8 protein-coding genes are annotated in these 7,096 nt (G+C 69.5%); 2 read left to right on the top strand and 6 right to left on the bottom strand.

The window, feature by feature from the left end; genetic code table 11:
* Nucleotides 1-367: 367 nt before the first annotated feature.
* Complete coding sequence (locus ACSNOH_RS32090) at nucleotides 368-715, top strand: VOC family protein (RefSeq protein WP_436724969.1); 348 nt, start codon at nucleotides 368-370, stop codon at nucleotides 713-715.
* Nucleotides 716-884: 169 nt separating this feature from the next.
* Here ACSNOH_RS32090 and ACSNOH_RS32085 read toward each other — a convergent pair whose 3' ends face one another.
* The 3 genes from ACSNOH_RS32085 to ACSNOH_RS32075 form a co-directional block, all read right to left on the bottom strand.
* The gene (locus tag ACSNOH_RS32085; RefSeq protein WP_436724968.1) at nucleotides 885-1,511 is read right to left on the bottom strand and encodes a TetR/AcrR family transcriptional regulator; all 627 of its coding nucleotides are present in this window, start codon (nucleotides 1,509-1,511) and stop codon (nucleotides 885-887) included.
* 514 nt (nucleotides 1,512-2,025) lie between these two features.
* Complete coding sequence (locus ACSNOH_RS32080) at nucleotides 2,026-2,382, bottom strand: hypothetical protein (protein WP_436724967.1); 357 nt, start codon at nucleotides 2,380-2,382, stop codon at nucleotides 2,026-2,028.
* A 181-nt stretch (nucleotides 2,383-2,563) separates the two neighbouring features.
* Complete coding sequence (locus ACSNOH_RS32075) at nucleotides 2,564-3,079, bottom strand: hypothetical protein (protein WP_436724966.1); 516 nt, start codon at nucleotides 3,077-3,079, stop codon at nucleotides 2,564-2,566.
* 244 nt (nucleotides 3,080-3,323) lie between these two features.
* Between ACSNOH_RS32075 and ACSNOH_RS32070 the strand changes: the two genes are divergently transcribed.
* On the top strand, nucleotides 3,324-4,085 hold the full coding sequence (locus tag ACSNOH_RS32070; RefSeq protein ID WP_436724965.1) for an SDR family oxidoreductase: 762 nt from the start codon (nucleotides 3,324-3,326) through the stop codon (nucleotides 4,083-4,085).
* Between the two features lie 150 nt (nucleotides 4,086-4,235).
* On the opposite strand, the gene tpg is transcribed toward ACSNOH_RS32070, so the two are convergent.
* The 3 genes from tpg to tap all read right to left on the bottom strand — a co-directional run.
* Nucleotides 4,236-4,793, bottom strand: a complete 558-nt coding sequence (gene tpg / locus ACSNOH_RS32065) for a telomere-protecting terminal protein Tpg (protein WP_436724964.1) — start codon at nucleotides 4,791-4,793, stop codon at nucleotides 4,236-4,238.
* A gap of 3 nt (nucleotides 4,794-4,796) precedes the next feature.
* Nucleotides 4,797-5,186 carry a hypothetical protein gene (locus ACSNOH_RS32060; RefSeq protein ID WP_436724963.1) on the bottom strand — a complete coding sequence of 130 codons (390 nt, stop codon included), beginning with the start codon at nucleotides 5,184-5,186 and terminating at the stop codon, nucleotides 4,797-4,799.
* Between the two features lie 81 nt (nucleotides 5,187-5,267).
* Nucleotides 5,268-7,096: telomere-associated protein Tap (gene tap / locus ACSNOH_RS32055; RefSeq protein ID WP_436724962.1), on the bottom strand; the 1,829-nt coding region annotated here is incomplete at its 5' end.

Genomic DNA, 7,096 nt, shown 5'->3' with positions numbered 1-7,096 from the left:
GCCCTCCCCTCCCTACGCAGCCGGACCGAGCGTACCCAACCGGCGGACCCTCCCGGTCAGAGCAGTAGGCGGAGCTGGGTGTGGGGAACGTCTACATCGGAGGAAGTCCATGCCGCGGCGGCCGACGAAGGCCCGGTGGAGTGCGGTGTGGGGTCGCCGAATCACCTCGGGTTACGGCCCGGCGTTAGCGAAAGGCTTGCATGGCGGCTGTTCCTGCGCTCCGGCTGCATGTGGAGCTGCACGGCCTCGGTGCGCGCCGGGCACGAAGCCTGCGGCGCGTTTCGAAAATGCGCGCGATGGTGAGCTTGTTGTAGTACTACTCCTGGGGAGACATGGAGACGCGTTCCACTCTCACTTGGAGTCATCGATGGCAGTTCACCGTGTCGTACCCAACATTCAGTCGGAGGCCGCGCAGGAGAGCCGGGAGTTCTACGGCCTGCTGGGATTTGAGGAAGTCATGAACCACGGCTGGATCATGACACTCGCCTCCCCGTCCGCTCCGGCAGCACAGATCAGCGTCATGACCAGCGATAAGACCGCGCCTGTCAGTCCCGACATGAGCGTTGAGGTGGACGACGTGGACGCAGCTTATGCGGTCATGCGGGAGAGCGGTGCGGAGATCATTCACCCTTTGCAGGACGAAGAGTGGGGCGTGCGGCGGTTCTTCGTGCGCGACCCTAGCGGACAGGTCGTCAACGTACTGAGCCACCGCTGACGGCCTCCCCGCAGCCGTGATCAGCGCCATTCGTTGCTCCCCCTGAAGAGGGCGGTGGCTCGCAAGCCATGGTGAGCCTCTCAATAATGGGTGGCCTTCGCCCGGTGTCTCTTCGGACGAGGCGGGTGCCGTATTCCACGGCGTGGTGCTCGCGCCCTGCAGCTGGATGTCAGTTGGCCGTTGTGAGGGCGTCCAGGTGCCGTCGCAGTACCTGCCGGAGCAGCTTCGGCGGATAGTGGTCCGGTAGCAGCGTTGCCTGGAGGGTGAGTCCGTCGAGAACTGCGGCCAGTCGAGTGCTTTCCAGTTCGACGTCCGCACTGCCCGGAAGCCCGCCGGCGCGCTGGGCTTCATGCAGCACTCGCGTCAGGAGGGTGTGCAGGTTGGCCTGCATTTCGGCGGCGCAGGGCCGCAATTCGGGGCGGGTGAGTGCTGCGCTGGTGAAGGCGAGCCAGAGTGCGGATTCCTGGCGGCGAACCTCGTCCAGGGGGAGGAATTCGGCCAGGAGCCCTTCCGTTCCGGCGCGGCGGTCGGCGCGGTCGGCGCGGCTGTCAGGTGCCAGGAGTCGCTCGGCGTGGGTGCGGATGCGCTCGTCGATGCGCCGGCTCAGCTCCGTCATCGTGAAGGTCATCAGCTCGTCGTGGTCGGCGAAGTAGTGGCGGACCGAGCCGATGGCGAGTCCGGCTTCCTCGGCGACGTTGCGCAGCGACGCATGTTCCAGCCCATGGCGCGCTGCGACGGTCAGGACGGCCTGCGCCACTGCCCTGCGGCGGGCAACGGGATCGACGATCTTTGGCACGCCGCCTTTATAGCATGACCGAGCTATATTTGGGCACCGCCCTCGGCGCGGTACTCGGCGCGCTCCGTGGCGCGGCTGTTCGGCGGCCGGGATGCCCGTCGGCGATGCCCCGGGGGTAGAGTAGGTGAGCCGGAGCTCGCGAGCTCGGCGACCATGTGGCTTCCTGGCGGTGTCGGGACACCGTTCAGGATCGGGCTGCCGAGTCGCAGGCCTGCGCCGCGAACTCGCTGGCCGCACCCGTCTTCTGCGACCTCTCCCCGATCATGCCGCGCGTCCGCTCGCTCGGCCGACTGGTATTCACTCCGTCCCCGCGCTCGGCACCACTCTCCGACTGAACTCGGAGGCGTCCGAGCCTACGGACGCCAGCGACCCATGGAGGATCCTCTGCACCGCCAGCCAGAGGCTCACCGTCAACCGGTGCCCTGCGCACGGCGGCTTCCAGTTCGACCGGAACCATCGGGCCTGCGCCGCCCCTGGCCAGGCGCGTTCCGGCATGTGCAGGCCGAATCAGTTGTCACCCGAACTTCACCGCGTGAGCCACGGTGAGAGTGGGATTGGGAGGCCACGTGCCTCCGCGGGCGTTGACCGTGGCGATGACTCCTTCCGCACGGCAATCGTCGAACTTGTAGATGCTCGCCACGGTGTCCGTACGATTGCTGATGTCCTTCGCTCCGCCACCGGACAGCGTGCGGCACGCGTTGTCCGGGTTCAGCAAAGTGATGTGACCCATCCCGTCGGCCCTGGTGTACTCGAACTCACCACTCGCGGCCTGGGCGCTGGACGACATGGCGCAGCACAGCAGAAGTGCGACGCCGGCTGTCAATGCGGCCCTTGACCCTCTTCCGTTTCCTGTTCCTGATGTGTTGATCATCTGTCCGCCGTCCTCTCTCGGTTGAAGTGGCACATTTCAGGACAGCAGGAGATGTCAACATCATGTACCCATACAGCGCTATTCACCTGAAAGAGGGAAGTGCTGCCGCACCTCTCCGTCACGACAGGTGTCGTACGGCTGCCGGGATTTGCGATGCGGCGGATCGCCGATCGGCACCCCTCTACTGACCCCAGCCTGTCGCGGCGGCCGGCTGAACTCCGAGGGGATCTGCCAGCAGCACCACATGACCGGCCTCGGGGTCGAACCCGAGTACCGGATTCCCCCGGTCGCCCTCTCCGGTCATCAGCACGGGCCTGCCCAGCCGGTGTCCGATCGCGCCGAGGAAGCCGCACAGGACGTCCACTCCTTCCTGGCCCTGCAACTCCCGCAGGTCGACATCAAAGTCGATCTCGCCGACCGACATCGGCCAAAAGTTCACCTGCACATCCTTGGCAGGCCACACCTTCAGCAGGGCCGTGTCCGCGTCCGGGGAGCGTGACAGCACTTCGTGCGCTGAGGGCAGCGGCATCCGTACGCAGCCTTCCGAGTACTCCCATGTCCATCCGCTCGACCGGACCAAGTCGAACACCGCCTGCCAGTCGTCGACCGAGGCGCCGGACACGGACACATCCGGCAGTGCACCCATCAAGTCAGGGTCGAAGAAGTTCCTGACGTCGTCCCACAGCAGATCCGGCATGCCGCAATACTGCCCGTCGGCCCGCCCGATCGCAGGTCGATTCCTCCTCCGCTGCCGGGCGCCTTCCCGCGTCCGCACCGCACAGCACCGCCACCGCCCCGTACCACCGCCACCGCCCCGTACCTGGTGGTGGCAGCACCAGGACAATCGCCCTCCTGGTTGGTCCGGCGCGCGGGCCGCAGGATGGGGCTTGCCGCCGGCCATCCCGGTGCCGGCCGGTCATCCCCCCTCCAAGGAGCCTTCCATGAGCTACGCCACCCTCGCCGGACGGACCGCAGTCGTCACCGGAGCCGCCAGCGGCATGGGCGAGGCCACCGCTCGCCTGCTGGCCGCCGACGGAGCGCGTGTCGCGCTGCTGTCCCGTCGGCGCGACCGGCTCGACGAGCTGGCCGCGAAGATCGTCTCCGACGGCGGTCAGGCGCTGGTCGTGCCCGTGGACGTCACCGACCAGGCTTCCGTCGACGCGGCGGTCGACGCGGTTCACGAGGCGTACGGCCCCGCCGACCTCGTCGTCAACAACGCCGGCGTCATGCTGCCCAACCCGATCGCCGACGGCCGCGTCGACGAATGGTCCCGGATGATCGACACCAACATCACCGGTGCCCTGCGCATCATCCGCGCCTTCACCGCCGACCTCGTCGCCGCTGCCGCGGACGGCCGCACCGCCGACCTTGTCAACGTCTCGTCGATCGCCGCCCACCTGACGTTCCCCAACTACGCCGTCTACAGCGCCACCAAGGCCGCCCTCACCCACCTGTCGGCCATGCTGCGCACGGAGCTCGGTCCGCAGGACGTACGCGTCACCAACATCGAGCCGGGCATGACCGACACGGAGCTGGGCGGGCACATGGACAACGCGGCGCTCGCCGAGGAGCTGCGGGGGCTGCAGGAGGCGGTCGGCTCACTGTCGTCCGATGAGATCGCCGACGTCATCGGCTTCGTCACCAGCCGTCCCCGGCACGTGAACCTGCGTCAGGTGATGGTGCTGCCGACCCGCCAGGCGTAGCGTCCCGCGAGGGATCGGTCAGCGCCGGTAGCCAGAGGTTGCCTCCGTCCCGCGGTTCCCTGTGACGCGGTCGGCGCCCCTCCCAGCATCAAGCGGCATGCTCTTGCCGCCGTCGACGGCCACGAATCCGCCGCTCAGCGCTTCCCACCGTCAAAAGCCCAGGTCGATGTAATCGATGTCGTTGATAGCGACTTCCGAGAGTCCCAGGGCGCGTGCTCCACTGTCCTGGAAATAGACCTCTCTGAATCCCTCGGCGATGATTTTGCGCATCTCCCGGTCGCCGGCTCCCGCGTCACGCGCGTCGAACAGGCGCTGGGCGTACGCCGGGGGAAGGTGGACGGTCAGGCGGCGGAAACGCCCGTCGTCGGTGGTGCCGATCGGGGCGGTGTAGCCGAAACGTGCCCTGGTCTCGATGGTGATGCCGGTGGTGGTGGCGGCCTGCTTGCGCCGGCGTTTGCGGACCTGGGGCTGCCAGCGGGCCCGTACGGCAGCGTCGATCTTCGCGGCGATCTCCTTCGGCGGGTGTTTGCGCGCACCGCGGCGGTAGCGGTTGACGGAGTCGGCGGTGACGCCGAGCTCCGCCGCGACGGCCTTCGCGGTCTTCATCTGCTTGAGCAGGAACCCGATCTGGGCCTTGAGCGTCTTGGGCGGCTCCCGGGTGAAAGCCTCCCGGTCGGCCCGCTCGATGGCGTCCTCGATCTCCCCCACCGGTCAGCTCCCGTCCAGGAGCGGGCTGTGGCCCCAGCGCCGGGGAATCAGGCGGGCGTCGGCAGCCGGGGCGAGGTCCACGACCAGGCGCTCGCCGACACCGGAGACCGTGCTGGCGTCGGGGGTGAGATAGCCGAGGGCGCGCAGTTCACCGACTGCCTTGCGGAACGCTTCGCGGCCCTCGGCGGCCAGGCGCTGGTCGCGGGTGAGGGACGTCAGTTCGCTGATGGTGGGCTCCTGCCCGGGCGTGTAGCCGGTGGCAAGTTCGGCCAGAACGCCGCGGGCACGCCAGGTCAGGCGCATGTCCCGCATCGCCCGCGCGAACAGCACGGGGTCGTGGGCGGGCGGGGTGGTGGGCACAGGCCACTGCGGGGCCGTGTCGGTGGTGCTCACGGGTACGACTCCTTCGGTACGGGTCAGGTCGGCGCCGGCCCCTGAGGTGGGCGGCGCCGTGGCTGAGCGGTGGCCGCGGCCCTACTCGCCCTCGTCGAAGACGGCGTCGCCGCCCTTGATGTGCCTGGCGGGGTTGAGGCCCTGTTCCATCAGGTCGACCGCCCACGCCATCTCCTGCACGCCCTCCAGCTTCGCCAGGCCCGGCGTCGGGCCGAGACGGAAGCCGCCCGGCTGGGGCTTGCCGGAGGCCGCGTACGGCAGGAAGTCCAGTGGCGACGCCCCGGGCGAGGGGTAGACGACGCAGTCGGAGAGCACGGCGAGCGGGTACAGGCCCGTCATCTTCGCCATGTTGCCCAGCTTGCGGTGCATGTTGACCCGCGCCTTGCTGATGACGGCGGCGCGGATGTCGGGGCGCCAGGTCGGCCGTTCCAGGGCCGGCCACCGCTCGCCGTCCTTGTAGTGGCGGCCTTGCGGACGCTCGCGGAGCTTGCCGACGCCGCCCTTGACGGTGGCCTTGATGGCGGTCAGGACGGCCGCCAGGGCCGGGTCGGTCTGCTTGTGCCGCTCCATGGCCGCCAGGAACGCGTGGTCGTCCAGGTCCCGGGTGACGCCGAGGTCGGCGAGGGTGTCGGCGTACGCGTTCTTCAGGCGGTCGTGCCACGGGTCCAGGTACGCACCGGTCTCCCTCCGCAGGTACGCCTCGATCGGCTGGACGTTGTGGCCGAGCTCCTGGGCGTAGGCGACGGTGTGCGTCTGGTACCAGGCCGGGCCCTCGGGGCGCTTGCCCGAGGGGGTGAACGGCGACGGCAGGCGCGGGTCCAGCTCGATGTGGGAGAGGTCCACGAACCAGGAGCCGGGGATCTTGGGGTTGAACGGCGGGTTCACGAAGTGCTCGGGGCCGGACAGCCCCACGACCAGGCGGGCCGCCGCGGCGAGGAACGCCGTGTTCAGGTCCAGACCCACCGCGTACGGCAGCAGGCACTCCTCATCGGTGAGCAGGTCCACCGACCGGACCCATTGGTACGCCTCCTCGTCCAGGAACCCGCCGGTCCAGCCGCTGTTCACGACCACGGGGTGCTCGGGAGTGGCCTCCGGCGGCGCCGGATCCAGCGGCTCCGTCCCCAGTGAGCCGGGATTGTGGCCCGGGACCCACTGGCCGGTCGCGCGGTCCTGCACGGCGCGGGTCGGCGGGCGCAGCGCCGTCATCAGCTCCAGCCCGGACACGGCCGTCGACCCGCGCGGAGTGATGACGCGCTGGGCATAGACGCCCAGGACGCGGGCGATGTCGGCCGGCGCCATCTCGGCGACGCCCGGCCAGGAGCGGGCGTCGAGCGCGTCCCAGGAGAGCACGGCGAGTTGTACGCACTGCCGCTGCCCTGCCTGCGCGGGGCGGTAGATGCGCGCCCACGGGCCGAACCCGCGCTGCGTCAGCTTCCACTTCGCCTTCGTCACCTGCTTCACGACCGGATGGTCCTCCGGCAGGCGCAGCGAACGGCGCTGCTCGTGCCCCTCTAGGCGCTCCGGCAGCCCGAGCTTCACGGCGGCCGACGCGGTGAGCACGACCAGCGGGTCGCTGTCCTTGCCGTGGCGGTGCAGGCGGGGCGCGCCGAGACCGGAGTCGGCGATGGTCCACTCCACCAGCTCCGGGATCGTGGTCGCGGGGCAGTCCAGCACGATCCCGTCGACGCCGTAGGCGGAACCGTCACCGTCCAGGACCACGAGCGGACCGTGCGGAAAGCGCGGATCGGCAGCGGGCTTGGCGGCCTTCTTCACGGCGGGGCGGCGCGACGGCGTCGCCGGGCGGCTGGTGGGACGCTCGGGTGCCGGGGCTGCGGCAGATTCCGGGGCTGCCAGGGCTGCCGCAGATTCCGGCGCTGCCGCAGGTTCCGGGGCTGCGGGGGTGGGAGAGG

This window comes from Streptomyces sp. URMC 127, from assembly GCF_051386535.1.
Classification (GTDB): domain Bacteria; phylum Actinomycetota; class Actinomycetes; order Streptomycetales; family Streptomycetaceae; genus Streptomyces.
Note: the sequence above shows the minus strand (reverse complement) of the source record. Positions and strands in the feature narration are given on the sequence as shown.

Excerpts from the sequence above, each read along its gene's own strand:
- ACSNOH_RS32090 (WP_436724969.1), top strand. The coding sequence starts at position 368 with ATGGCAGTTCACCGTGTCGTACCCAACATTCAGTCGGAGGCCGCGCAG.
- ACSNOH_RS32080 (WP_436724967.1), bottom strand. The coding sequence starts at position 2,382 with ATGATCAACACATCAGGAACAGGAAACGGAAGAGGGTCAAGGGCCGCA.
- ACSNOH_RS32075 (WP_436724966.1), bottom strand. The coding sequence starts at position 3,079 with ATGCCGGATCTGCTGTGGGACGACGTCAGGAACTTCTTCGACCCTGAC.
- ACSNOH_RS32070 (WP_436724965.1), top strand. The coding sequence starts at position 3,324 with ATGAGCTACGCCACCCTCGCCGGACGGACCGCAGTCGTCACCGGAGCC.